Annotated in this window: 24 protein-coding genes; 8 read left to right on the forward strand and 16 right to left on the reverse strand. The window is 63.6% G+C overall.

Going from position 1 to position 23,341, the window contains the following annotated elements:
- Positions 1-295: 295 nt before the first annotated feature.
- The 5 genes from AC3WOH_RS23150 to AC3WOH_RS23170 all read left to right on the forward strand — a co-directional run bounded on the left by AC3WOH_RS23150 (position 296) and on the right by AC3WOH_RS23170 (position 5,570).
- Positions 296-1,177: a methyltransferase gene (locus tag AC3WOH_RS23150; protein ID WP_492231671.1), complete on the forward strand. Its 882-nt coding sequence runs from the start codon at positions 296-298 to the stop codon at positions 1,175-1,177.
- Positions 1,174-2,508, forward strand: a complete 1,335-nt coding sequence (locus tag AC3WOH_RS23155) for a phosphoribosylamine--glycine ligase (protein ID WP_492231672.1) — start codon at positions 1,174-1,176, stop codon at positions 2,506-2,508. The genes AC3WOH_RS23150 and AC3WOH_RS23155 overlap by 4 nt, the downstream gene beginning before the upstream one ends.
- A gap of 121 nt (positions 2,509-2,629) precedes the next feature.
- Positions 2,630-4,051, forward strand: a complete 1,422-nt coding sequence (locus AC3WOH_RS23160; protein WP_492231731.1) for an iron-containing redox enzyme family protein — start codon at positions 2,630-2,632, stop codon at positions 4,049-4,051.
- Between the two features lie 285 nt (positions 4,052-4,336).
- The gene (locus tag AC3WOH_RS23165; RefSeq protein WP_492231673.1) at positions 4,337-4,927 is read left to right on the forward strand and encodes an ATP-dependent Clp protease proteolytic subunit; all 591 of its coding nucleotides are present in this window, start codon (positions 4,337-4,339) and stop codon (positions 4,925-4,927) included.
- Positions 4,928-4,958: 31 nt separating this feature from the next.
- Complete coding sequence (locus AC3WOH_RS23170; RefSeq protein ID WP_492231674.1) at positions 4,959-5,570, forward strand: cysteine hydrolase family protein; 612 nt, start codon at positions 4,959-4,961, stop codon at positions 5,568-5,570.
- A 34-nt stretch (positions 5,571-5,604) separates the two neighbouring features.
- Here AC3WOH_RS23170 and AC3WOH_RS23175 read toward each other — a convergent pair whose 3' ends face one another.
- From AC3WOH_RS23175 to AC3WOH_RS23185, 3 genes are read right to left on the reverse strand one after another with little or no spacing between them, the layout of a single operon-like run.
- The gene (locus AC3WOH_RS23175; RefSeq protein ID WP_492231675.1) at positions 5,605-6,084 is read right to left on the reverse strand and encodes a guanylate cyclase; all 480 of its coding nucleotides are present in this window, start codon (positions 6,082-6,084) and stop codon (positions 5,605-5,607) included.
- Positions 6,085-6,124: 40 nt separating this feature from the next.
- Positions 6,125-7,624, reverse strand: a complete 1,500-nt coding sequence (locus tag AC3WOH_RS23180; protein WP_492231676.1) for a superoxide dismutase family protein — start codon at positions 7,622-7,624, stop codon at positions 6,125-6,127.
- 16 nt (positions 7,625-7,640) lie between these two features.
- Entirely contained in the window at positions 7,641-8,924 is a 1,284-nt protein-coding gene (locus AC3WOH_RS23185; RefSeq protein WP_492231677.1) for a PQQ-dependent sugar dehydrogenase, read from the reverse strand.
- A 424-nt stretch (positions 8,925-9,348) separates the two neighbouring features.
- On the opposite strand from AC3WOH_RS23185, the gene AC3WOH_RS23190 reads away from it, so the two are divergent.
- Entirely contained in the window at positions 9,349-9,546 is a 198-nt protein-coding gene (locus tag AC3WOH_RS23190; RefSeq protein WP_492231678.1) for a hypothetical protein, read from the forward strand.
- Positions 9,547-9,590: 44 nt separating this feature from the next.
- Here the strand turns inward: AC3WOH_RS23190 and AC3WOH_RS23195 are convergent, their stop codons facing one another.
- The 9 genes from AC3WOH_RS23195 to AC3WOH_RS23235 all read right to left on the reverse strand — a co-directional run bounded on the left by AC3WOH_RS23195 (position 9,591) and on the right by AC3WOH_RS23235 (position 17,901).
- Positions 9,591-10,007: a hypothetical protein gene (locus AC3WOH_RS23195; protein ID WP_492231679.1), complete on the reverse strand. Its 417-nt coding sequence runs from the start codon at positions 10,005-10,007 to the stop codon at positions 9,591-9,593.
- Between the two features lie 24 nt (positions 10,008-10,031).
- A complete protein-coding gene (locus tag AC3WOH_RS23200; protein ID WP_492231680.1) occupies positions 10,032-10,214 on the reverse strand; it encodes a DUF3606 domain-containing protein in 183 nt (60 codons plus the stop codon).
- A gap of 676 nt (positions 10,215-10,890) precedes the next feature.
- Complete coding sequence (locus AC3WOH_RS23205; RefSeq protein WP_492231681.1) at positions 10,891-11,400, reverse strand: Hsp20/alpha crystallin family protein; 510 nt, start codon at positions 11,398-11,400, stop codon at positions 10,891-10,893.
- A gap of 31 nt (positions 11,401-11,431) precedes the next feature.
- Positions 11,432-11,833, reverse strand: a complete 402-nt coding sequence (locus tag AC3WOH_RS23210; protein ID WP_492231682.1) for an Hsp20/alpha crystallin family protein — start codon at positions 11,831-11,833, stop codon at positions 11,432-11,434.
- Between the two features lie 23 nt (positions 11,834-11,856).
- Positions 11,857-12,312, reverse strand: a complete 456-nt coding sequence (locus tag AC3WOH_RS23215) for an Hsp20/alpha crystallin family protein (RefSeq protein ID WP_492231683.1) — start codon at positions 12,310-12,312, stop codon at positions 11,857-11,859.
- 656 nt (positions 12,313-12,968) lie between these two features.
- Positions 12,969-13,562, reverse strand: a complete 594-nt coding sequence (locus AC3WOH_RS23220; protein WP_492231733.1) for a DNA-formamidopyrimidine glycosylase family protein — start codon at positions 13,560-13,562, stop codon at positions 12,969-12,971.
- A gap of 15 nt (positions 13,563-13,577) precedes the next feature.
- The gene (locus tag AC3WOH_RS23225; protein WP_492231684.1) at positions 13,578-14,078 is read right to left on the reverse strand and encodes a DUF421 domain-containing protein; all 501 of its coding nucleotides are present in this window, start codon (positions 14,076-14,078) and stop codon (positions 13,578-13,580) included.
- 317 nt (positions 14,079-14,395) lie between these two features.
- Entirely contained in the window at positions 14,396-16,495 is a 2,100-nt protein-coding gene (locus tag AC3WOH_RS23230; protein WP_492231685.1) for a hybrid sensor histidine kinase/response regulator, read from the reverse strand.
- Between the two features lie 620 nt (positions 16,496-17,115).
- Positions 17,116-17,901, reverse strand: a complete 786-nt coding sequence (locus tag AC3WOH_RS23235) for an alpha/beta fold hydrolase (RefSeq protein ID WP_492231686.1) — start codon at positions 17,899-17,901, stop codon at positions 17,116-17,118.
- 396 nt (positions 17,902-18,297) lie between these two features.
- Here AC3WOH_RS23235 and AC3WOH_RS23240 point away from each other — a divergent pair, with 396 nt between their 5' ends.
- Positions 18,298-18,699 (forward strand): response regulator, encoded by a 402-nt coding sequence (locus tag AC3WOH_RS23240; RefSeq protein ID WP_492231687.1) that lies wholly within the window; start codon positions 18,298-18,300, stop codon positions 18,697-18,699.
- A 77-nt stretch (positions 18,700-18,776) separates the two neighbouring features.
- On the opposite strand, the gene AC3WOH_RS23245 is transcribed toward AC3WOH_RS23240, so the two are convergent.
- The 4 genes from AC3WOH_RS23245 to AC3WOH_RS23260 form a co-directional block, all read right to left on the reverse strand.
- A complete protein-coding gene (locus tag AC3WOH_RS23245) occupies positions 18,777-19,265 on the reverse strand; it encodes a hemerythrin domain-containing protein (RefSeq protein WP_492231688.1) in 489 nt (162 codons plus the stop codon).
- A 462-nt stretch (positions 19,266-19,727) separates the two neighbouring features.
- On the reverse strand, positions 19,728-19,967 hold the full coding sequence (locus AC3WOH_RS23250; RefSeq protein ID WP_492231689.1) for a hypothetical protein: 240 nt from the start codon (positions 19,965-19,967) through the stop codon (positions 19,728-19,730).
- 174 nt (positions 19,968-20,141) lie between these two features.
- The gene (locus AC3WOH_RS23255; RefSeq protein ID WP_492231690.1) at positions 20,142-20,678 is read right to left on the reverse strand and encodes a DUF1003 domain-containing protein; all 537 of its coding nucleotides are present in this window, start codon (positions 20,676-20,678) and stop codon (positions 20,142-20,144) included.
- A gap of 176 nt (positions 20,679-20,854) precedes the next feature.
- The gene (locus AC3WOH_RS23260) at positions 20,855-22,600 is read right to left on the reverse strand and encodes a RecQ family ATP-dependent DNA helicase (protein WP_492231691.1); all 1,746 of its coding nucleotides are present in this window, start codon (positions 22,598-22,600) and stop codon (positions 20,855-20,857) included.
- Between the two features lie 389 nt (positions 22,601-22,989).
- Here AC3WOH_RS23260 and AC3WOH_RS23265 point away from each other — a divergent pair, with 389 nt between their 5' ends.
- The gene (locus tag AC3WOH_RS23265) at positions 22,990-23,247 is read left to right on the forward strand and encodes a hypothetical protein (protein WP_492231692.1); all 258 of its coding nucleotides are present in this window, start codon (positions 22,990-22,992) and stop codon (positions 23,245-23,247) included.
- Positions 23,248-23,341 lie beyond the last annotated feature (94 nt).

Below are 23,341 nucleotides of genomic sequence, written 5' to 3' on the forward strand. Positions count from 1 at the left end.
TTGAGGAGACGACATGCTGCAACCGCTTTCCGGTGCTACTCGAGCCGTGTCTTTCATCGGAGCTGGCTTGGCCATGGTCGCGTACGGCGCTTCGGCTTCCGTCGGGTTGACCGATGGCGGTGAGGAGACGGCGCCGATGCTGAGATGGCCGACAAAGGATTTGCCGACAGCGTAGGCTGCCGGCTCGAAGCCTATAGCTTCAAGGGCTGCTGATCTCGTCATGGCCCCAGAACACGTTGACCTCGTTGTCGAACTCGGCAGCTATTTGGCGTCTACAAGGTACCAGTTCACCACCGTGACCCCGCTCACCCACAGCAGAGTGCTGGGCAACCGCGGTGCAGTCCCCGCACGCGATCTGCGAGACGCCTTCGGCTGGAACCTGCCTTTCGATGCCGCGCTTCTCCCTTTGCCCCTGCGCGAGCCATTGCGGTTGGCAGGATTGATCGATCGGTTGGAGAACGGCCGTTACCAAAGCCGGGTACGTTTCAGCACGCTGGGCCGCGATCTGTATGCCCACTCGGCCTACCCCACGACACAGGCGGAATCCGTCTTCTTCGGTCCCGACACCTACCGATTTGCAGCGCTGGTGGACAGCGAACTGGCGGCACGCCCATTGGTGGCGAACGGCCGGATTCTGGATATGGGCTGCGGCGGCGGCCCGGGCGGGATGGCTGCGGTGCGCGCCAGCGCGGAGCCTGTTCGGGAATTGGTGCTGGCGGACATCAATCCCAAGGCCCTGGCATTGAGCCAGGCCAATGCCCGCATTGCGCTATTGCATCCGCGCTGCAGCTTCGTGCAGTCGGACCTGTTCGGCCAGGTCGCGGGGATGTTCGACCTCATCGTTTCCAACCCGCCCTACCTGGTGGATGCCGGGCAACGCGCCTATCGCCACGGTGGGGGTGACTATGGCGAAGGTCTCTCGCAGCGCATTCTGGAGCAGTCCATTGGGCATCTGGCGCCGGGCGGGCGCCTGATCCTCTACACCGGCAGTGCCATCGTGGACGGGGTAGACCCATTCTCCGCATGGGCTGCCCGTGCAGCGGCGGCAGCCGGTTGTAGCTTCACTCAGCGCGAGATAGATCCCGATGTCTTTGGCGAGGAGCTGGAGCGCGAGGCCTACCGCGGTGTGGACCGCATCGCCGCCATTGGGCTGGTGGTGGAAAGGCAGGCCGCGTGAGGATTCTGGGCATCGGCGAATGCAACGATCTGGCCGTCATGTACGCAGGCATGCAGGCACGCGGCCACGACGTCAAGGTATTCGTGCGCGACGAGGCCAGCCATGGGGTGTATGCCGGCATGCTGACGCGCACAAGCAACTGGAGCAGGGAACTTAACTGGGTTAGAGAGGCGGGGGACGAAGGCCTCATCCTCTTCGAGACCGCGGACCAGGGCGCTGTGCAGGACCAGTTGCGTGCAGATGGTTTTCAGGTCATCGGTGGCAGTGCGCTGGGCGACCGGCTGGAAGGGGACCGGGAATACGGCCAGTCCGTGCTGCGGCAGGCGGGCCTATGCACCGCCCGCAGCCATGCGTTCAACTCCTACCCGGAGGCCCTGGCCTTCCTGGCGGCCAGGCGTGGGCGCTACGTGCTCAAGTTCAATGGCACCCACAGCCCGCGCACCAAGAACTACATCGCGCAAACCAGCGACAGCCGCGACCTGGCCGCGCTGCTGCAGTTTCACTCTAACCACGAAGTGCAGAAGGAGCCGGTGGACTTCGTGCTCATGGAATACATCGAGGGCATCGAGATCGGTGTGGGCGGGTACTTCAACGGCGTCCAGTTCCTGGACACGGCCTGCATCGACTTCGAGCACAAGCGCTTCTTCCCTGGCGACCTGGGCGAACTTACGGGCGAGATGGGCACCGTGGTCAGCTACGACAGAAGCGAGCGGCTGCGTGACCTGGTACTGCGCCCGTTGGAAAATGTATTGCGCGACGGTGGCTACTGCGGCTACGTCAACGTCAATCTCATGGCCAATGAAGAAGGCCTGTGGCCGCTCGAATTCACCAGCCGTTTCGGCTACCCCGGCTACGCCATCTGCGAGCGACTGCATCGAACGCCATGGGAGCAGATCTTCACCACCATGCTGCGCCGTTCGGCCACGCACTTCGAGACGGCGCCTGGTTTTGCCGTGGGCGTGGTCCTTACCGTGCCCCCTTTTCCCTACAAGCATGGCTATGCGGAACTCTCAAAGGGCTTGCCCGTGGTGCTGGACAACGATCTTTCGCCTGTGGACCGTGAGGCCATTGCATTTGCTGAAGTGGAGCTGCACCACGGCACGCTCGTCACCAGCGGCACCTGCGGCTATGTGGGCGTGGTCACCGCAAGTGCTGCCACCGTGGCGGATGCCAGGCAGCACGCGATGGAAACTGCCAGAAAGGTCTATGTCCCCAACCTTCGCTACCGCAATGACATCGGTGTGAACGTGTCTGTTCCTCAGCTCGACCGCTTGATTCGATGGGGGTATCTGGGCCGCATTTCGCCGCATGGAAACGCCGTAGGAGGATGACCACGCCCGGGGAGGCAATGCCCCGATGGCTGCGATCAGGTGCACGGCGCACGCTTGGCGCATCGTTGATCATTGCTGACCCCCCATGTACATCCACCCGATGGAACGCCCCAGTTCCGAAATGCCAGCGGCCTCTGCTGTACAGTCCGCCTTCGCTCCGTTCGCTCATAAGCCCCTGTACGACAGACTGGCCCATCACATCCCCACACCTCAAGAGCGCTTGTGCGCTGCCGACTTTCTGCGCGGCGTGCTCGATGAGGTGGCCGGCGCTGCGGACGGCTTGCCGCGCGACCCGGCGGATCTACTCAGTTGGATGCAGGCCAACGTGGAGAAAGTGCATGCCCAGTACCAGACCTATCTCCAGTCGCGCAAGGAGGGTGCGCCGCGTCGCTATTTCGCGAACCGGGCGCACGCACTCTATTTCTTGCGCAACGTGGCGCCTACCAAGCTGGTCGATGGAGCGTGGCTGTACGGGCTGTGTGCACATGCCGACAATCCGCGCCTGAGTGATTTGGTCACCACGTATGTGGAAGAACTGGGCGATGGCCTGGCCGACAAGAACCACGTGAAGCTCTACCGCGCGCTGCTGGCCACCAACGGACTGGACCCTGTGGAAGATCTCCCGGATTCGCTGTACCGTCAGGGCCTGGTGCAACTGGCCCTGGGCTGGAACGCGCAGGACTTTCTGCCCGAAATCGTGGGTTTCAATCTCGGCTACGAGCAACTGCCCCTGCATCTGCTGATCACGGCCTACGAGCTCAATGAGTTGGGGATCGATCCCTACTACTTCACTTTGCACGTGACGGTGGACAATGCTGACACCGGGCATGCCTTGCGTGCCTGCGTGGCTGCGCTGGAAAATGCGCCCCGCATCGACGATGGCGGCGACTACTGGCGCAGGGTTCGCGCGGGCGCCAAGTTGGCCGACACAGGCGTCAGCACGCTGGATGTGATCCAGGGCTTCACCATCGAACGCGAGGTGGTGCGCATCATGGCGCGCAAGTCTCCCTCGGGCCATGGTGCCCATTCGGACTTCTGCAAGGTGGCAGGCCGCAGCGTGAACGATTGGCTGTCCAACCCCGGCGACATGTCCGGCTTTCTGACGGCGCTGGAGCAGGCCAACTGGATCAAGCGCAACCGACCTGCCGGGGAGAGTCGCTTTTGGCAGCTGCTGCAGGGCGAGCGGGCCGAGATGTTCGGAGTGTTCTCTCCCTATGAGCTGCAGGTGATCCACGATTGGATCCGCGGGCCGGACAGCGCGGACGGTGCGCACTACGAGGTCCCAGCCCCAGAAGGTGTAACGCCTCGTCAGATGAGTTTCCGCGTAGCAGAGCGTCTCAAGGCAGCGCGTGGCGTACCGACACCGGCTGTTTCCCGTCCCCCGGAGAGTGTGCTCGATACCGACTTGGCATTGTTTGAGAAGCGCTATCCGACGCTGGATGCGGCCGGCAAACGCGAGTTGCTGGTACAGGGGATGGCCCCTGCGCTGCATTGGACGCCTGTCGGGCTGCACGCCACTCGGCTGTTCCTGGGCCGGTGCTAGCTCACTGTTCGTTCTACATCGCCCATGGTCGCTGCTGACAGGTTGCAACTGGACCGGTCGGCGTGCCATTGCACCTTGCTGGAGTTGACCACGACAGCTGTGACCGCTGCCTTGAACCGCAACGGGGTGTCGGCGCTGTCATGCGGAAGCTGCCTACCACCTCCATTCTGCCCGCAACGGGCCTGCGTGCAATTGCCCATCGCGTATGCGGATTGAGGTGCACGTCCTACAGCGAAGGCGTGGAGCGGTCGTACGCTCAGTAGATCATTTTCACCAAGCACCCTTATGAACCAAGCCTCCAACGGCATCGCCAACGCCTCTACGTCGCCTCAACTTCCGACCCTTTCGCCCGACATCCGGCTGTTCGGCAACATCAACGAAGCCATGCTGTCCGAGTTCTTCCGGCAGCAAGCCGAAACCAAGGCGCAAGGACCAGTCGTATTTGAACTGAGCACATCCGGGGGCGACGCGGAAGCCGGTCGACGCATCGCAGAAGAGCTGCGCCTGTGGCAGGAGTCCGACCGTGAGATCTACTTCCTGGGCAAGACCTACGTGTTCTCCGCTGGTGTCACCATCATGGGCAGCATCCCCTGGCATCGACGCTTTCTCACCCAGGACACCGAGGTGCTGATCCACGAGCGCAAGATGACGAAGACCATCACTCTGGACGGGGCGCTGCGGTCCTGCCGTGCCAAGGTCAACGATGTGCTGGCCGAGATCGAGTCCGGCCAACGCTTGCAGAGCGAGAGCTTTGCCAAACTGGTGGAAGGGGCAAAGCTGACCGCAGAGGAGGTGGAAAAGCATGTCCTCGACAAGGACTGGTACCTTACTGCGCGGCAGGCGATGGAACTCGGGCTGGTGGCCGGAGTGGTGTGAGCCGCAGGGGCAAGGCTGAGAGGGAATCTCCATGAGCAGGCAAGCGTCCGTCTTCCAACGCGCCAAGGGCACTGGCCTTGCTCCCAGTTGCACCGTCTTGCTCCTGGTGGACTTCATCAACCCTATGCGCTTTCCCGGCGCGGAGAACCTGGTTCCCCGCGCGCTTGAAGCGGCCCGGGCCACCGTGCGACTGAAGGCTCGGCTGGCAATGAAGGGCGTCACAGCCATCTATGCCAATGACAATTACGGCATCTGGAGATCGGACTTTAAAGATCTGATCGCGGCGTGCCAAGCGCTGCCTGGGGCCAGGGGCGAGATAGCGACCATGCTCGCGCCCGCCGACGGTGACCTGACCCTGTTAAAGCCTCTGCATTCCGCCTTCCACTCTACCGTACTAGCGCATCTGCTTCACCAACTCAAAGCGCGCGAGTTGATCATCGTCGGGCTCGCCGCCGACATGTGCGTGCACCTCACGGCCATGGATGCCTATATGCGCGGCTTCAAGGTTTGGGTGCCCAGCGATTGCACGGCTGCCGAAAGCGAGGAGCACAAGGAGGTGGCCTTGCGTCAGTTGTCCCAGGTTCTCAAGTGCCGGATCGCGGCAAGCGCGCGTGTCACCGGCGCCTTGTCACGCAAGCTGTGAACGTCACTGTGTGCGCATGTGCGCCTGACTGCGCTCAAGGCAGCCGCAGGGGGGACTTGTAGAGGTAGCGCGGGAGCAGCTTCGCAGCCTCGCGGAAGAACGCGAATTCCTGGTCTTCCATTGAATGCGCCTCTACGTCGAAATGGCAAATCGTGCCCGATAAGTCTCCCGAGTTGTCCAATAGCGGCAGGCCATGATAGGAGCCGATCGCTCCCTGGTATCGATGGCCATCGAGGCGTTGGTCATGCGCCGTATCCACTGTGCGGAAAACGCCGTCGCGCAGAACGAGCTGACAAAAGCTGTCTCCCAATGGCACCGCTGCCAGGAACTCGGGGACCACCTCTCCCTGCTTGTCGAACACATGCAGGTTGTGCAAGACGCCGCCAGAGAGGCGGTAGACAGCCGTATAGCGGTGAGGCACCCTGGCGTTCAGGAAGGCCAAACCGGCAGGCCCCTCGCAGCGCAGAATGGATTCGTACTGGTCAAGAAGCTGCCGGTGGTCAGTAGCGGACATGGAAACAAGGATGATCGGAAAAGGAGGTTGCGCAGGGCGATCAGGGCGTGAGCCGCACCGTCACCACATCGAAGGGTAACAGCGGCGGTGGCTCCTTGAGCTGGCCGTTCACCACCAGCAGGCCTTCGCCCGTGGCAGCCGCGGTGGTGGGGAAGCGCAGGCGCGGGTCGGTGATGCGCTGCACGGCACGGCCGCTGCCCCAGCCTTCGGCCAGTGCCAAGCGCACGATCTCGTTGTCCTCGTTGCGCAGCACGTACAGGTCCTGGCCCTGCAGCACCAGGCCGTCGCCGTTGCGCAGGCCGCCGGGCGGCACGCCTTCCAGGCGCACCTCGGCCACGGCCCGGGTGGCGGTGTCGATGCGCCACAGCTGGCCGGTGACGAGCTGGATGGCCAGCAGCCAGCGTCCGTCGGGAGAGGCGACGATGCCATTGAGGGTGAGCTCGTTGGGGTGGTAGCGCAGCGGCGTCCCGGTCAGGTCCAGCCAGGGCTCCAGCGGGCCCGGTGTGCCGCCCGTGTGGCGTGCGCGCAGCAGCACGGGCCGCAGCGAGTCGGTGACATAGGCATAGCCGTCCGCAGACAGCACCAGGTCGTTGAGGAAGGTGTGCGAGCCCTGCGGTCCCTTGAGCACGGCCAGCGTGCTGGCGCTGGCCAGGTCCACCACGGCCACGCTGCCCTGGGCGCCGCCGGCCACCCACAGCCGGCCTGCGGCGTCCACCTTCATGCCGTAGGCAGCCTGGCGCCCGGCGGCGCCTCCGGCCTGCAGCATCTGTGCCTGCTTCGCACCCGGGGTGATGCGCCAAAGGTGACCTTCGCTGCTCGATCCTACATAGGTGCTGCCATCGCGCGGGTCGATGGCGATGCCTTCGGGGAATGCGTTTGCCCCTTCGATGGTGGTGCGGCCCACTACCGCGCCGCGCGCCGTGGGTTCGATCAGCCCGCACAGCAGGCGCCCGCCCGAATTGCCGGCGGGGTCGCTCTCGTAGTCGTCGGCCCTCTCGTGCACGACGATGGTGCGGCCGAGCACCGAGGTCTTGCCCGGTGCCAGCGTGACATGCGGGTTGACGTAGCGCAGCGCGCCGGTGCCATCGGCCTGCACGGGGATGTTGGGCAGCTCGCCCGCGTGCACCTCGTGCGGGGCCTGGCCGGGGCTGCCGTGGTTGCGCGAATGGCCGGGATCGAAATGCCCGCCCGCTGCGCCGAAGGGCACGATCTGCCCGGTGGACGCGTCGGGCCCGGGGTCGCAGGCACCATTGGCATGCACATGAAAGCCATGCGCCCCCGGCACCAGGCCGCGCACGTGCACGGTGATCTCCGTGCCGCCAGCGGTCTGGGCCAGGTCGGCCCGGCCGGCGGCCTGGCCCTCAGGCGTGAACAACTGGGCCACCGCGGCACTGCCGGCACTGGCCGGGCTGGCCATGGCCGAGCGGGGATGGGCGTGGGATGCGGGCGGCAGGCCGGCTGGGGCCGAGCAGCCGGCCAGCAGGGCGCCGAGCAGGGCGGGGGAGAGCGCTGCGATCAGGGTCTTGGAGGAATGGGGCATGGTGCTTCCTTCGCGTTCACAGGCCGCTGTGGCTGATGCGGTAGATCACGCCGTTCTGGTCCTCGGCCACCAGCAGCGCCCCGTCGGCCGCCACCGCCAGGCCGGCCAGGCGGCCGAACTGCGCAGGCCGGCGCGCCTTGGCCTGCTCGGCCGCCGGGGCGGCCGGCCCGGGCTGGGTGAGGGCGGATGGGGGCGTGGCCAGCAGCCAGCCGGTGGCGAAGTCCTCGGTGGCCAGGGGCTTGCCCTGGGCGTCGAAGCGCACGCGCACCACGCGAAAGCCGCTGGGCTGTGCACGGTTCCACGATCCGCGGAACGCCACGAAGGCATCGTTGCGGTAGGCCGACGGAAACTGGCTGCCGGTATAGAAGGTGAAGCCGATGGGCGCGGCGTGCGCAGTGTAGGTGAGCAGCGCGCCCTCGGTGGTGGGGCAAAAGTCGGCCTTGGTGGCGTTGGGTGGGTCGTTGAAAACCTGCGCATCCACCTGGCGGTTGCCGTAGCAGTAGGGCCAGCCGTAGTGCTTGTTGGCCTGTATGGCATTGAGCTCCTCGGGCGGCAGATCGTCGCCGTGGTAGTCCGAGCCGTTGTCGAAGCCGTAGAGCACGCCGCTCACCGGGTGCCAGCCAAAGCCGATGGTGTTGCGCAGGCCGCGCGCGAACACGCTGCGAGCGCTGCCGTCGGGCTGGGCACGCAGCATGGTGGCGCTCTCCGGGTTGGCGTCGCGGCAGTCGTTGCAGGTGGACCCGGCGGTGATGTAGAGCATGCCATCGGGCCCGAAGCCGATGGTGCGGTTGGGGTGCTGGCCCGCATCGGGCAGGTCGTCGATGATCACGCGGGGCGTGGACAACGTCCCATCGGACTGGATGTCCGCCACCAGCACCTTCTTGTCGGAGGTGATGTACAGCTGGCCGTTGCGGTGTGCCAGGCCGTGCGCGAACTTCAGGTTCTGCGCGACGATCTTGCGCTCGCTGGCGTCCACGATGCCGTCGCGGTTGGCATCGCGCAGCAACAGCACGTCGCCCTGGTCGCGCCGGCTGGCGTAGACGTCGCCATTGGGCATGGGCTGCAGCCAGCGCACGTTGGCCATGTCCTTGGCGAAGACGGAAATGCGAAAGCCCGAGGGCACCTTGAGCTGCTGGACCATCGCTTCATCGAGGCGCGTCGGCGAAGGCTCGGTCACGTTGACCGTGACGGACACCGGGCCATCGCCTGGCGGGAGCTGCGCCGCTGCCAGCGGCGCGATGGCGGCCAGGGTCAAGGCGAGGGCACTGCGGGCCGCCAAGCGGGGGGAGGTTCGGTTCATGGCATCTCCTGAGGGAGCGCCATCCTGCGGCCCGGCCCGGCGGGGCCGTGTAGGAAATCCGGCTGATGCAAGCACGCGGTCGGTTTCGTTGTGTCAGCAACTCCAGTCAACGTCCTACATTTGCGCCTGCCGTTGGCGAGCAGGCTTTCGTGCAGGTCTCACTCCCGCAAGCCGTCGCGGGTGAGTTCTGTTACTACAGGAGGGCGGCGCTGTTTGCGCCCAGGTCGACTCCGATACTTCGCCACAGCTACCAATTAGTGGCAAAGCACGCGAGCACAGCCCACGCCTGCCACGCAGTCGACGAGCTGGTGCTGTGCCGTACGCAGAGGATGCGCCCTTGTGCCGTTCAGACGCCACCAAGGACATCGTGCGCTGCTCGAAGGCACATCCGCTCATCACGCCTTGTTAAAAAATGGGATTCACCATGGCCATGCCATTCACCACTCCACTATCTTCCGCGGCAACCGATGCCAGGTCTACCTCGTCCGAGGATCAGAGCAGTTCGCAGGTTGGCACGCCCGAAAAGGGGTTGCAGGAAGCGCCCGACAGCAAGAAGCCGCGCACGCTTTGGCAGAAGATCCAGCACTCTTTCGATTTCGGCAACTCGGGAGAGCAGGGGTAGCTCCGTCACCTTCCTGTGCAGGGGTCGGCCCTGGCGAGACAAAGTCACTGACGCGCGGGAGGCACGACGTGCACCTTCGTCAACGTGGTGCGGGCCCACTCTTCGAGTTCCCAGTTTGAATGGCGGCGCCACGTATGTCGGGTCGGCCCATGCTGGTGAATGAGCGGTTGCAGACTCGGGGGCGCGACAACTTCGATATCCATGGGAACATGGGCCGGCAGGCGCAGTGCGTACCGGGCCGCAGCCAAAGCACTCTCCCATACATCTGCGGCAGCGATTTCATCGTCGCTTACCATGTCGTCTGAGTGCGCCCCTTCAAACCAGGATTGAAGCGCGACGTGATCACGCCAGGCGATGAGGGGTGGGACGCCTGCGCTGTCACAAACCGCCTTCGCTGCCTCAAGAGCGCTCAAGGCGCTCTCGAAGTCAGGTAGTGGGTGCACGTGAAATTTGAGGAACATTCGGCACGCTCCTTTCTTCCTCGATCAGGACTTGCGCTTTGCGAGATGCTCTCGCACCCTGTCTGCTGAGTTGCCAACAGCCGTCACGGCCGCTCGCAGCTCCTGTTCTGTGCAGCGAAGAGACTTTGTCCAGTTCCACACCTCATGGGACTGTTCCAGGCTGATGAGTTTTCGGTCAGCGCCGGTCTTTGTGGGATCGTCCGACATTGCACACTCCTTGACGTGGTAGAAATCGAAAGATCAAGCGGGAAGGCGATGCTTAACGCGTGCGTGCATCAGTCCAGGGAGCTGCCCGGCTGCCGGCCGCAGCCGATCTGCACGGTACACCTTGAGCGTCGCTCGTCCCAAACCTGTCACTGAATGAATTTGGGCAGGCGCTCCTGTCCCTGGCTCTGGTAGCGAAGCAGTGATCATTCCGGCAGCGACAAGCACCCTGGTCTTGTCGATGTTGCCCTCGTCAGTGACCGCCAGAGGCAGCTCAAGTTCGGCGACCGTGCGAAGGAATTCGAGTGGCATTTTTTCCTCCGAAAATTTTGATGTTGGTGGAGATAGGGGCGACCTATAGTGTTTCAAGAGCTGCTGTTCACCGACGCGCCAGCACACATCCTCAGTTGGCACGGGCTCGGTGACCACTCCTGGTCAAGCGCGCAGCCGGGACGGGATGGACGCGGGGATGGGTCCATCAAAAACTCCAGAGATGCGGTTGAGCAGGGTTGACGGGACAGCCTCAATCTGTACCCCCACCCACGAAATTTCTGTAGGACTTTCCCGCTTCCGGCCCAACCCCAGCACAGCCTCACAAGTTCAACCAGGGCAAGAAGCGGGCTTTCGCGCCAGGGTCTTGAACGCGGGCACGGCCCGCAAGACCCTGGCACAAGACCACTCAAAGCGATTGCACAGGGATCGTTGCTGCCTGGCGTTGGGCCTTCGGGATCTCGATCCGCAGGACGCCGTCGCGGTACACCGCCGCACCTTGTGCCGGATGCACATGGCTGGGGAGCACGAAGTAGCGGCAGAAGGAACCATGGACCATTCGCGAAACCTGCCAGCGTCCAGCGCGGACGTGCTGTTCCGCGCGGCGCACTCCACGCACCTTCAGTGAGCGCTCAGAGATCTCGATTGTGAAGTCCTCGCGCCGCATGCCTGGCGCGTCGATGCGCACGATGACCGACCTCGTGTCTTCGAGCACGTGCGCAGGCATGAACGCCCACCCTTTGAGCCTGGTCAGCGGACCGCTCTCCGGGACCGCCGAATCGGTTCGTGCTGGTGATGGCGCTGCGGTCTTCTTGCCAAGCGCGTTCCTGACGCTTCCAAGCAGCCCGGCCCAGGCTTTGGAAACATCGTTCCACACTGAGGCTGCACCGTCCTTGAGTTCAGCTGCAATGTTTGCCATGTTTCATCTCCAAGATCTGAAGGAAGTTGGTTCACCCCGCCGACACAGGGATCTTTCTCGCCTGGGCGTGCGCCTTCTTGGGTATGTGCAGCGACAGCACGCCTTCCTTGAGGTTGGCCTGGATCCCGGACGTATCGAGTTCACGGCTGAGCACGAAGCTTCGGCGGTAGCGCGGTACGCGCACCTCCGCGTGGACCGGTTCGAGTCCCTGGGGCATTTGCGTCTGCACAGTTCCTTCGATCAGGAGGGATTCGCCCTCCACCTTGATTTCAAGCTGCTCGCGCGGCACGCCTGGCATGTCTGCCAGCAAGGTGATGCCGTGCGGATTCTCGAACACATCCACAGCGGGAAGAACGGATCGCTGCAGATGGGGATTCCCGGCGTTGCTCTGATCGGTGTTGGCAGCAGTCGTGGCGGTTGGTTGTTGCGTCATGATGGCTTCCTCGGCAGGTGGGTTCACTGGATGGCGATGCGGGTGGGCTGCGGCGCTTCGCGGCGCGCAATGCTCACTTGAAGCACTCCGTCGCGGTACGAAGCACTCACCTTTTCCGGATCGATGTCGTCAGGCAGAGATACTGTGCGCGAGAACGCCCCATGGCCACGCTCGCGGGCATAGACCTGCACGGCAGGATCGCTGGCAGGGATGCTGGCCGCGCGCTCACCTGAAATTCGCAGGACCCCACGGTCGAGATCCACATCGATCTTGGAAGGGTCGAGACCTGGTACGAAGGCGTATACCTCAACGCTCGATGCCGTGCGCCCCACATTCAGTGCAGGTAGGGTGCCAGCGGCCACGGAGCGGATGGCGTTCGGCAGGTTGTTGGCTGCTCCAAAGACGTCGTCCAGCTCGCGGCGAAGACGCTCAAAGTGACCGAACAGGCTGCTCGGATGAGTCAACAGCGATGCATACATGATGGGTCCTCCAGTTGGGTTGAAAGCACCGGCTGGACACCGTCCCCGCCGGCTCGGAAGGAAAAATAGAGTCGCCCAATCCGGTTTCAAGAGGCATTTTTTGCACCCAAGGGAACCGCAGGCACCAAGCTGAAAACTCCCCGGTTCAGCGTGCTCGGGGTGAAGTCCTACGCTTGCCTGGAAGCCGCGGTTGCAGCCTCTGGCCATCCACCGGCAATTTTCTTGTCCGGCATCCTCTGGAGCACAAATGACCACACCGCACGACAGCTTCCATCGCACCGCATTCCTCCTGATCGCTGTATCGGCCGCTTTGATCGTCCTTGCCGCTTGCGACCGCAAGGGACGCGACCGGGCTTCGACCGCAGGCTCGTCGCCCGGCGCGCCATCGCAGGAGCCGTCACCTGGAGCAGGAACTGGCGCACCCGGTTCGTCAACCACGGGGCCGCAGAGCGGAACCGCAGGCGCGGATGCCAACGGCACCTCAAGCTCGGTGGATGGTTCCCAGTCAGATCAAGCCGGTTCTTCGGCCTCGCCATCTTCCGGGAGTGGAACCACCATTCCCAGCGGCGCAGCATCTACCCCTCCTGGCGGCTCCAGCGATGACACCGCCCCAGGAGGCGGGACGGCGCCCGGTGGCACTGCAGCTTCCCAGGCTGTCAGCGGGTCTTCGGCGCCGAGTGCTGGTGCCCCTGGATCTTCCAACATCGCCCCTGGTAGCGGCTCTGGCAATACCAGCCGTTGACAACGTAAGGCCTGTTAATGGAGCACTTCATGGCAAGCAACAAGGACATCGATATCACCGATCCAGCGCAGCAGGCGCCGTTGCCACAGCCGGGGTCTGGGCGGAATGGCGGCCGCGGGCCCGGGCAGGGGTCAGGGGCCGCCCTCAAGCGTTTGCGCGCAAGTGCTGCATCCCAGGAGTCGGCCATCACATCGGCCCGCCAGTCGTACACGCTGTCCAGCGGGTCTTCAACAAACTTCACCGAGCAGGTATAGAAGTTCAGCTCGCCATCATCGAACTGCAGGCTCAGGCGGGGCATTGCATCCTTGCGTTCGTTGATGCGATAGCTTCCAAAGAGCAGAAAGTGGATGCGCAACGAGAACTTTGGCATCTCAATGAGAAAGTGCTTTCCCCAGGAGCGCAGGGCTACGATGCGTTGCCCCACAAGCCGCTGCTTTTCGATGGATGTGTTGCCTTCCACTCGCTGTATGGTCCTGCCGGCGAAGGCTTCGGCCTGTTCACGAAGGATGACGAGAGAGGGACCTCACATGATGGACGCATCACGGGTAGCGCATTTGGCATCCCCCGACTCCTTCAGGATGCTGATCTGCCCGTCAGCCTCCAGGAAGGCGTAACGCATGTCCTTCTGATCGCAATCCGCTTCGCGCAGCGCCCGCTCCATATCGCACATGGGAACGTGGTGGCTTCGCAGCACGTCGTCAAACACCTCGCCATTGCGGCCGATCAGCACAGCCCGGCCTTCGACCAAAGCCTGCACCCTGTGGCTGCGCGCCGATACAAACGCCACCAGCAGGTTCAGGCCGATCAGGGTGGCTGCCGACAGCAGGCCCCCGGTGAGCGATTTTTCCTCCCCGCTCAGCCCGTTCGAAACGGCTTCGCTGAGCAGCATCACCACGAGAAGATCGAAGGGCGTGAACTGGCCAACCGTGCGATGCCCGGATACGCGTACGAGCGCCAGAAGCACTCCGTACACAAGGACCGCCCGCAAGGGCAGCTCCCACCACGGTCCGTTCAACGCGAACATGGAACTCTCCTGCCGCCGCAGTGGTATCCCGCAGGGTTGCCTCGCAGTCGGCACGGGGTCGGGAGCGGTTTCGACGCGCACACCCTGGCGCCTAGATAAATGAGGGCTCGCATGGGCTTCCTGGAAGTAGCGATGGACGCCCGGCACATGGGCTCCACGGACCACTCTGCGCTCTGCAAGCACTGCGTGGCGTAGGACTTCATACCCTGTGCGTGGAGCGAGCTCCGGCCTGCCTCCATGTCGTCGCCTTGGTGGTTATGGCCATGCGCTCAGCTCGATCGCCTCCATCAAAGGCGACTGCGGCCCATGGGCGCTCGCTACGGTGCGCTCGTGGCCGTGAGCAAGGCCGCATGCAGCATCTGAGGACTGGATGGTTTGGGCAGGACATCAAAACCCAAGCTGCGGATGTGGTCCAGCTGTTCCGCATACCCCGTCATCAGCAGCAGTCTTTGCTGTGGCCAGCTGCGGCGGATGTATTGGGCCAGACCCACGCCATCGAGCTGTCCGGGCATCACGACGTCCGACAAGACCACGTCCGGCCGCTCGCCCTGTTCGAGCAGCACGCGAGCCTTGTCTGCCCGGTCCACGTGCCGGACTTGACAACCCAGCGACTCAAGGATGGGGACCAGGGAGGCCGCGACCTCTTCGTTGTCTTCTACGAGGAGCAGTTGCTTGTTGATTGTCGGCAGGGTAGCTTCATCCACGGGATCTGGAGCCTGTTGAGGAGAAGCACCGGGCAGAAGCAGCTTCACACACGTGCCGACGCCGACCTCGCTGAGAATTTCTGCGCGTCCCTGGGCCCGTTGGCACATGCCGTAGACCTGGCTCAGTCCAAGGCCCGTCCCCTCGCCAACGGCTTTGGTGGTGAAAAACGGATCGAACACTTTGCTCAGCAGGTCGGGGGGAATGCCGGAGCCCGTATCCATGACCTCAATCGCCACCATTTCAGGTCCGCCAGGGCCTGCTTCGGTCTCGTTGGCGGGACGGGCGTGCACAGTGAGAAATCCACCTCTGGGCATGGCATCCCGAGCGTTGATGGCCAGGTTCAGGAGCGATAGCTCAAGCTCAGCAAGATCCAGTTTGACCGGGGCCGTGGCCTGGTCCACCTTCACCTTCAGCATGATCTGGCTGCCCAGGGCCGGAGCGAGAAGATCCTGAATGGACGGCAACTTCTCCTGCAGCACGACATGCTCCGGGACCAATGGCTGGCGTCGCGAGAACGCCAGCAACTGTCGGGTCAGGTTGGTGGCGGATTTGACAGCCCGGCCTATCGACTCGATCTGCTTGGTGCCTACGCCTGGCGCGGTGCGCTTGAGCAGGTGAAGATTGTTGCTGATCACCATCAACGCGTTATTGAAGTCATGCGCCACACCACCGGTAAGTCGGCCCATGGCCTCCAGTTTCTGTGCCTGCAGCAGTGCCTCCTCCGCTCTTTGCCGGGTTTCGATCTCCTTTTCCAGGTGCTGCATCGTCAGCAGCGCGGTGCGTGCATTGCGCAAGGCGATGGCCGCTGAGGCAAACAATGCCGCTACCGGCAGCGCGCCCATGGCGGCGAGAACACCCAAGTCATGCAGCACGTCATCGCGCAGGGCCGCAAGGCTAATCGCTGCACCAACATACAAAGGGTAATTGCCGACCCTGCGGTATGCGATGAAGCTGTCCTCCCCGGTGATCGACGAGATGCCGCGGACATGTGCCGCCGTCTCTCCTGCATGGATACGGGCGAGGACGGGCCCGTCGCCCGCCAGTCGGTCCACCTTGTTGAGAGACGGCCAGCGCGAGTAGATCTGGCCTTCGTCGTGGAACAAACTCACTGTGAGGCCTGGTTCGTCGGCGACAAGATCGCCATAGTATTCACCGAAGTACGAAGCGAGAAGCGTGACGTTAATGACCCCTCCAAAGTTGCCCTTGCGGTCGCGAAAGGGCAGGCTCAGATTGAGAACGCGCTCGTTCGAGGTTCTGGTCACAAGTGGCCTCGACAGATACGGCCCGGTAAATCCTTGCTGGTGCACGCGGAAATACTCGCCATCCGAAAAGTCCCGGATTGGAAATGGCGCCAAACGGCTGCTTGCGACCGTCTGGCCCGTTGCGTCGAGGATCAGGACGGACTGGACCTGTGGCTGATCCACGGTCCTGGCGCGCAGGGCTTCGTGGAGCGCAAGTTCGATAGCCCGCAGCTCGGCCGCATCGCGTCCGTTGACCAAGGCCTGAACCTTCTCCTGCAGGGCTTCCGAGGCCGCAATTACCTTTGAAGCGTGTTCATGGGAGACTCGGAGCGAACGGCCGACGCGTACATTTGCGTCCTCTCGCGCAGAACTGTACTGAGCCGCTCCCACGACCAGGTAGATGAAAAGCGGTACGACGATGCTGAGAAGGGCCAGCAGGCGCAGCCATCGCACCGAGTCTGCAGCTTTCAATCGGCCTGTCTCTGGAACGGTTGGAGGTTTCCACATATGGTTACTGAGGGTGCTAAAACCGCTGGCTTTGCAGGGACGTTGATCCGTGAAGGGCCCCAATCGACAGGCTAGCCGCTCAGGGCCGTCGCACCGTCGGCGCGAAACGAGCCGACCGAGGCGCAGCGCCGGCCAGCCGCTGAGAGACTTCTAAAGTCAACAACGCGTGGCTACGCAAATTCCTTTTGGTGGATGGTGCACGCGCCCCTTCATATCTCCCCGAGAGCCAGGCGAGGGCTGTTGTTCGATCGAGCGTCCATTATGGGCAAGAGCACGGCGGCAGCATAGAGGGCGTCATGTACTCGCGCCCGGGTCGTGTTGCAGGAACGCTGCCTCGCTCTCGAAATTGAACGCTTCAATGGTCGGCGCGGAGCATAGGCATATGGCACGCAATGGCAAATCAAAGCTCCGCAATTTCAGACTCGGGCGTGCCCTCGCGCGTGTAGAAGACCACAGCACGAAAGCTCGGAAAGGTGCGGTGAGAGTGCGGGTGGTCTAAGGGCGTGTGGCTTACCTCAGGAAGTAGCCATCGAACTCCTGTGAACAAAGGCGTACCTGCTGGGTCCGGTCGCGTCACCCAAGGGTCATGCGACTGCCCACCGTGGCGGTGCTGCCGCGGAATCTTTCTGGCCCGCATACGCTCGCCATTCGCCAGGCCGCTGGGCGAGGCGATCGGCCAGGACGCGCAATACGGCCGGGTTCCAGGGCATGCCGCAATGGCTGCCTTCAACCTCTATGTTCTCCACGCGGCGGCGGTTGCGGCCATCGTCAACGCAAGCCTGCCAAGCCACCACGCCATCGCTGCGGCTGTAGATCGAGGTGGTAGGAACGGGCGGCGGGGCGCTGAGCAAAGCGCACAGGTCCGGGTCGGTAGGCGGCACGCCGCCATTGAGCAGACGGTAGAGCCAGCCCACGTTCGTATGCTCGGCGGAGCCCGCGAATGGCGAACCGATGGTAACCACCTGGCGCACCCGCGTGGGCACGCGCTTGGCCACTTCGCGTGCATAGATACCGCCCAGGCTCCAGCCCACAAGGCTCACGGAAGCCGCATGACCCTGCGTGAGCTCCAGCACACGCTTGGTCAAGGTGTCGAGCCATTGCTGTACATCGCCCTGCGGTCCTACGTTCACACCCATGCCCCAGTCGAAGCAGTCATAGCCCAGCCGCTCGCAAAACGACTGCAGCGGGCGGGTGACGTGCCCGTTGGTTGCCAGACCCGGAAAGATGACCACCGCGTGCCGGTCTCCGCGAGGCAGGGCCTGCTCACTCATCACCTGATAGGCGGCATATTCGAGGGCTGCTCGCACGGGCTCGGCAGCCAGCAAGACGTAGGACGGAGGACGCGTAGGTGAAGAGAGAAATGCAGACATGCCAGAACTCCATTGGGATTGCTGGTGATCTTGCGGAACCGATCCAAGTCGCGGTGCCCGCATTTCTCCGCTATCTGGCGTGAGCTTTGTCTTACCTTCATCCTCAGCCTGGCTGAGGTACTGCGGTCCCAGGATGGTCGCAATGCCGTTGTCCCACTCAATCGATGGCTTCGGCTCGAGGTTGATGCCAGCCCAACCATGGTGAAGCAAGCTGCACGCGAAAGCTGGCGACTCTGCGCCCCGCTGCTGCGCCGAATGCGCATGGTCGGCGAGACATCGGATGGAGCGCGGGTGGTGCATCGACGCCACAGTAGGCGATATCCCACAGGGGACCGATGGCGCAAATGGCAAGCTTTGAAAATTGGACGCGGCTGGTCGTGTCGAAATGGAGCTGGCATGCCTGCGCGACACGCATTTTTGGTTGAAGACAACCCCACCATCCGGGAGAACCTGATTCCCACGTTGGCGGAAATCGCCGATGTGGAGGTAGTGGCCACGGCCGAAGGACAGCGCGAGGCGGTCAAATGGCTGTGCCGCAACGAAGCCTTGGCCGACATGGTGATACTGGACTTGTTTCTTGCCGAGGGGTCCGGTATTGGGGTGCTTTGCGAGGTGGCACGCGAGCACATTGGACTACCCGTCATCGTGCTCACGAACTATGCAACGGCCGATATTCGCGAGCGTTGCCGGGCCCTTGGGGCTGTCGCGCTGTTCGACAAGTCCCGCGAGCTTGAGAGCTTCCTGGCATTCTGCTCGCATGTCGGCACGGGTGATTCCGAGGCGTCGGTCACCCACTGAGGTTACTCGCCCGCAGCCAGCCCGCACAAGGGCTCGGGAGCCTGGGTGCGGGCTTGGCAAGTCGCGTGCGTGTCACTTCAGACCATGGCCATATCTGTTTCCATCAGTTCGGCCTTGCGTGCCTCAAGGTTCTCGCGCATGGCCACCAGATCGATCTTCCTGGCCGCCCGTGCCTTGGGAAACATCTCATTGCGTTCCTCCTTCACGTGGTGGTCGATGTACTCGCCCAGCACGATGACCTTGGCGTCGAACTCCTCATTGACCTCGGATGCGCCCTCGATCTGTGCAATGAGGTCCTTGGCCGATTGATGCTCTACCTCCGCCTCGGCCAGCAGGTCGGTTTCCTTGATGGCGGCGCGCAGGGCCGGGTAGAAGATCTCCTCCTCGATCTGTGCATGGACAGTGAGTTCCTTGCAGATTTGCAAAGCCAGTTGTCGCCGCTTTTCCTTGACCGTACGTGCTTGCGACGAGGTGAGTTCCTCGTACTCCTTGAACATCTTCTTCACTGCGCGATGGTCTGCGTCCAGCAGGTCGCAGGCGTCTCTTTCACGTTTTGGGGTGGGCATCGTGGGCTCCTGGGGGTTGTTGGAAGACTCGATGTTTCGCCTGCGCCGTGAAAAGCGAAGTAGGCAAGCCCAAGCCTGTGGTGTAGGAAGAGCGTCCTGCGTGCGCCTTGAGAACAGTGCGCGTGTGCACGGAAGGTCGTCCGCGAGGTCGAGGGTTTGCGCCAAGACCTTGTGCCTCCGGCGTCCACCATGCCACCGCGGTTTGCGGCGCGCACCAGCGGCACGTCGCGCTGGTCGCGACTGCTTGCGTACCCGTCGTCGCTGGGCATGGGCTGCTACCGCCGAGGTATTGGTGGCAGCGCGCACGGCACGGTAGGGCAGTTGCGGTCGGGTGACGGCTGCTCGTCGCGTGGGTGGCGTTTCGGTCGACTGCGCGATGGCCCGCATCCCCGCTTCGTGCGCCTCCCCTATGGGTCCATCAGGGGGACACGGCTGGAGCATTCCGCCCCTGCATTGCTTGCCTCAGCGTTCGGGGCTGCTTCTTCTGTTGGGGTCCACCGCATCCGAGGCCTTGCGGTCGCGCTCCCTTTGCTCCTCCACCAATTCCTGCTCTACGGGATCAATTCCTTCAAAGCGATCTGGGTCCTCCTTCTCGGGGGCCGGCGCGGGCGGTGCCGCGGCGGTGTTGCGGAGGTGGCTGGCCGCGGGGAATGGCCAGGAGGGATGGCTGTCGGTTGTCAGCCCACGGGGTGTGGTCGTCATGGTGTGCTCCTGTGGCATGGTCGAGTTACCGAGCCATTCTTCGCTCGAATGCGGGGGAACTTCGTAAGACAATGCCTCCCCAGAATACGAGGCGGGCTCGGGCGAGTGGCGCAGCACACGACTGCTTGGTGCGGCGGTGTCCACCAACATCGGGGCGGGCTTGGACGCCGTGGCTCAGGCCCTCTGGCCGGCGCTTTCGAGGTGGTGCTTGTGCTCGGCCTCGACGATTTCCTGTAGCACGTCAGAGGGATCGGTCCGGTGCGCGAATGCTCGCACTTCTTCGGTTTTGTCTTCGGACAGGCCGGCCTTTTCCGCCATCTCCACGACCAAGCGCATCAACGCCGTGATTTCACGCTCGGCCAGCAGGTTCACCTGCAGGTCCAGATGGTGGCGGCGCTCACTTTCGGCCGCGTCCATGTTCTGGCTGATCAGGATGAAGATGGACAGGAAGATGGCTTCGAGCGACACGCCGAACAGCAGGAAGGTATACGGGTAGGGATCGAACTCGACCACCAGCTCATTGGTCACCACCCACAAAGCGAAAAACAGTACGTTGGCCACGAGGAAGCCCACCGTGCCGCACGCCCGGGTGATCATTGCGATGGCACGGTAGCGCCATGGGTTGAGTGCACGTCGCCGAGCCTCCGCACACAGGATTTCCTCGATGTTCTCGCGAGTGATGCTGGAGATGTGGTCGTTCACATGGCTCACGGTCGGCTTTCGTTGGCGCGTTGCGTGGCTGCACTATCTGCCTTGCACATGGGGCCCTGTGTAGGAAGTGCGCCTGACTTTCTCGCAGGCTTGCGTGCCGCTTTCGTATGCCTGGAATGCCGACACGCAAGCCCAATGGCCGGCGAGACGCTTTCTGATGCAGAAGAGGGGCTGCCTCAAGCGTGTGGGGCGGGACTAGATGCATCGCACGCCTGCGCCCGCTGCCGCGCCATGCGCACATATTCAGGCAGGAAGGTGCGTTCGGCCCCGTTGGGAAACTGCACCGTGACGGAATGCGCGTCGGCACGTACGACCTGACCTGCGCCATAGCGCTTGGCGCGCACCGCTTCACCGCCCATGAAGCGGGGCTTTCCAGCTGTTGGAGTCTGGTCGCATCGCACTTCGATGGGTTCCTCGGGCCTGGCGACGGCGGGCGCGACGCGCTCAAGCGCTGCGATACGCCGGCAGTTGTCGCAGTGGCCGCAGGTGTCGGAGGTGGGTCGCTCGCCCAGCGCCGATAGCACGCCATGCCAGCGGCATCGCCCGCCCTGGGCATAGGCCACCATGGCTTCCAGCGTGGCACCGTCCTGCTCCCGGCGCTGCTGATAGCCCTGGAGCAGGGCGCTGAGGGCATCGTCGTCCAAGTCGCGAACCAGGGCGAGGCGCCCTGCGCGATCGCGGCGCACGGCCTTGCGGCTGCGCAGCACGCTCAAGGCCACCAGGGCCTTGGCGCGGGGGCGGTCCGTGGCCTGCAGGAGCGTGTCCACCGTCCACCCGCCTTGGGGCGCGGGTTGGTGCAGCAACCCCTGCAAGGCCTGCAGGTCGCCCAGCCCGGGGTATCGGCCCGCCATGAAGAATTGCTGCAGCGCCCGGTCGCGTCGCACGTAGAGCAGGGTGCAGCAGGCGGGCTGGCCATCGCGGCCGGCCCGGCCCGCCTCCTGGTAGTAGGCATCCACGCTGGAGGGGAGCTGGTAGTGCAGCACAAAGCGGATGTCCGGCTTGTCGATGCCAAGTCCGAAGGCATTGGTCGCCACCATGACGCGCGCCCGGCCTTGCATGAAGGCGTCTTGCGCTTGCATGCGGCCTTCCGCCGGCAGCCGACCGTGGTACAGGCCCACGCTTTCCCCTGCGGCAAGCAGCTTGGCGTGCAGCTCCTCGGCACATTTCACTGTGGCGGTATAGACGATGCCCGTGCCACTGCTGGCCGCCACCAGCTCCAGCGTGCGCGGCAGGCGGTCAGCTGTGCGAGCCAGTTGCTCCGCGCGCAGATCGAGGTTGGACCGGTAGGCGCCTGTTGTGACCACGTTGCCGGCAGCAATGCCAAAGCCCGCGGTGATCTCTTTCATCACCGCCGGCTTCGCGGTGGCCGTCAGGGCCAGCACCGGCGGCGAGCCCAGCGCGCGAACAGCAGGTGCGATCTCCAGAAAGGCCGGGCGAAAGTCATGGCCCCAGTGCGAAAGGCAATGCGCCTCGTCAACCACCAACATGCTCACCGGGTGGCGCGCCAGGGCCTGCTGAAGGACCGGGTCAGCCATCTGCTCGGGGGTGGTGAGCACGATGCGGGCGTTTCCCTGGTCGATGGCTTCGCGCGCAGCCGTGAGTTCGTCGCGATCGATGGCGCTGTTGAACTGCACGGCAGCAATGCCCCGGGCGCGCAGTGCGTCGCACTGGTCTTTCATCAGGGCCACCAGGGGCGAGACCACGATGGTGGTGCCCGGCAGCATCAGCGCAGGCAGCTGGTAGCACAGGGACTTGCCGGCGCCCGTGGGCATTACGGCCAGTGTGTTGTGGCCTTGCAGCACGCGCTGCACCACGTCCCATTGGCCGGGACGCAGGTGCTTGAAGCCAAAGATCTTGCGCAGCAGTTGTTCCGCAGCTTTGCGGGACGGTGCGGTAAAAGAGGTGGTGGGATGGGGCGGCATGGAGGTGCGAGGGTGCAGTCAGACGGAGCAGCAAGAATGGCCCCATGATGGCCAGTGCCTTGGCATGGCACGGCAGGCTGTGGGCGTAGTTGTCTGTCGGACTGCGGAGCACGCTCCAACCCCGGCACGGTGGATCTACCGTCGCCGGGTAGTCCGTTCATCCGATTTACTTGGTATTTCCGGTGCCTCGCAGTTGGAGCGCCGCATCCTGCCCTTCAACTTCGCCGCGTCCAACGTTGCAAGCCGGGACGGCGGTCAGCCTGAAGTCCTACACCAGTCTGTGCACCGCCGACGCAGGCTTGCGCTGCCGGCTGCGGGTGGCCCGCAGCACTGCACACCAAGTGCAAGCATGCCCTCCATCCGGGGGAATTTTCAACGGAGACGCATCCATGGTTTTTACACTGTCCATTGAACGACCACGCTCCGACCTTTATGAAGCGGTGGTCTCCCTGGGGAGGGATACCGTGTGGAAATTCGCGGGTAAAAATCTGGGCGCTGTCCTGAAAGAGTGTTCGAGCCAGTCCATCGAAGATGTCCGCTACTTCCTCGTGTGGTACGAGCACGTCTGCGCGGGCACTGTGGATGCATCGGAAATACTTGCTGACCCAGATCTGTTTGCACGCCGGGTCCATTCTCTGCACGGGTGACCGGTGCCGAGACCGGCTGCAGCCCTGGAATCTCCTCGGTCGGGACCTGGCGTGGTTGAAGCGAGCGGTGAACGCCCGCATAGCCTGGGCGCAA

Source organism: Acidovorax sp. FW305-C-20-28 (assembly GCF_058783375.1).